This window comes from Shewanella abyssi (assembly GCF_023284025.1).
Lineage (GTDB): Bacteria > Pseudomonadota > Gammaproteobacteria > Enterobacterales > Shewanellaceae > Shewanella > Shewanella abyssi.
In genome coordinates this window covers 1-1914 of record NZ_JAKIKR010000115.1, presented here as the reverse complement: position 1 = coordinate 1914, position 1914 = coordinate 1, and the positions used below count along the sequence as shown (strand labels likewise).

At 43.1% G+C, this 1914-nt stretch carries 1 protein-coding gene and 2 pseudogenes; all 3 read left to right on the top strand.

The genetic code is table 11. The features are described 5' to 3' along the window. Nucleotides 1–376, top strand: a pseudogene (locus L2755_RS21930) (transposase); the annotation flags it as partial. Nucleotides 377–652: 276 nt separating this feature from the next. Continuing rightward, a complete protein-coding gene (locus L2755_RS21925) occupies nt 653–1582 on the top strand; it encodes an SNIPE associated domain-containing protein (RefSeq protein ID WP_248982751.1) in 930 nt (309 codons plus the stop codon). 32 nt (nt 1583–1614) lie between these two features. After that, nucleotides 1615–1803 (top strand): annotated as a pseudogene (locus L2755_RS21920) (transposase); the annotation flags it as partial. Nucleotides 1804–1914 lie beyond the last annotated feature (111 nt).

The following is a 1914-nucleotide window of genomic DNA, read 5'->3' as shown; positions in this document are numbered from 1 at the left end:
TTTCACCAGTTTAAAATTAAGAGTCACCGCCGCGCTAAAAGGAAAGCAACCCAGCAAGCTTTTGCCCTTCATCGGCAACGAGCGAGAGCACCAACCCAAAGGCATAGCTTTCTCGCTGAAAGATTACCTTGAATTGGTAGATGAAACAGGAAGAGTCATCCGCGATGATAAACGAGGTGCAATATCGGCTAATGCAGAGAAAATCCTTAACAGATTAAACATTCCAACTAAAAACTGGGTAAAAATCATCACTGAGTTTGGGCAACTGTTCCACGGCCCAGTGGGTACGTTGCAGGAGCTCGATAGCTACTGTGAACACCTAGGTAAGCGCCGACGGCACTTTTCAAATAGTTGTCAGTATATGCAAGTAGACTAGACTCCAACAGCTCACCTCAAGACCGCTTAGCTTTGCTATTTCACAGAGTTAATATTCAACATCTTAAAACTGACTAAATCTTCGTAATCTACTCCTTTTTCACAACATTTCGCAGCCGCAATATTGAAAGCATTTCATCTGACGATTTGAAAGACACTGAGTATTGATGTCTGCTAGAAAGCTAGTTATGTTATTGATTATCAATGGCTGGCTATGTTTGTTTTGCTCAACGATTCACTGCGAATCTCAACCTACACCAACGTAATAGGGTGGCAAATGCAAGAACTACAAATCTCTAATGTTTTCATTGGATTAGCTGTGGCGACAGTCGCTATTGCGATAATCGCGGTCATTCTTTTCAAGAAGCTACAATCTGCACGTTACGAAATAGCAATTCAAACAGATAAAGTTAATGATTACGAGACAAGATACTCAAGCATCATCGACGTAGATAAGGTTACCCAGGATCGCCATAATGGAATTGTAGAACTGGACAATCAAACAGCGTCTATGAAGACCGATTATGCGTCTAAGAAAAAAATATACGATTCCCTTGTTAGGCAGATCGCTATTTACTCCGATGATATCGAGCTAATAGAGCTGGGTTTCTATGAGCCAATATTCGATTTTGACGCCTCAGACAAATACAAAGAAGAGATTAATAAGTGTAAAGAACAACAGAAAGGCCTGCTTCGTATAAAAGATACTGCAGGTGCCATCTACTGCACCACTGAGTGGAAAGTCGGCGGCTCTTCTGTTGAAGGCCGTAAGATGACCCAAAGAGGGATTCGTCTTACTGCACGTGCGTTCAACAATGAATGTGACGCAGCCATTGCAAACTGTACATGGAAGAACATGGTCAAGATGCAGGAGCGCATCACCAAGGCGTTTGAAGCTATTAATAAGCTTAACGAGTCTAACCACATATTGATCTCTGAAGCGTACCTGCAACTGAAAATAGATGAGATCCAGCTCAACTTTGAGTATAAAGAGAAGAAACAGCGAGAACGCGAAGAGCAAGCAGAAATCAAAGCTCAGATGCGCGAAGAAGCAAAAATTGAAGCTGAGATATTAAAAGCTGCGAAGGAAGCCGTCAAAGAGGAGGCTCGATATAAGAAAGCGCTTGATGAGGCTAAGCACGAACTTGAGACTGCAAACACACTAAGACAGCCATCATTAATGGCGCGTGTTAATACCTCCGGCTAAGCTTGATTGATGAGTATCAGTAGGAGGTCACTATGCCCCGTCCAAGAAGAACACTAGTCAGCATCGAAGACACGCCTTACTACCATTGTTGTAGCCGTGTTGTGCGGCGAGCGTATTTGTGCGGTGATGATAAGTACACCGGGAAAAATTATGACCACCGCAGAGGCTGGGTTGAAACACAAATCTTGAAGCTTACTGAGGTGTTTGCTATTGATGTCGCGGTGAAGTGGTCAACTAATTTTGGCCACGGACTTAGAGTCTTCCTGAAATAACCGTTCAGACTCAACTGGTGTCAAACCACCGTTATACTGATGTGGCCTGACTTGATTGTA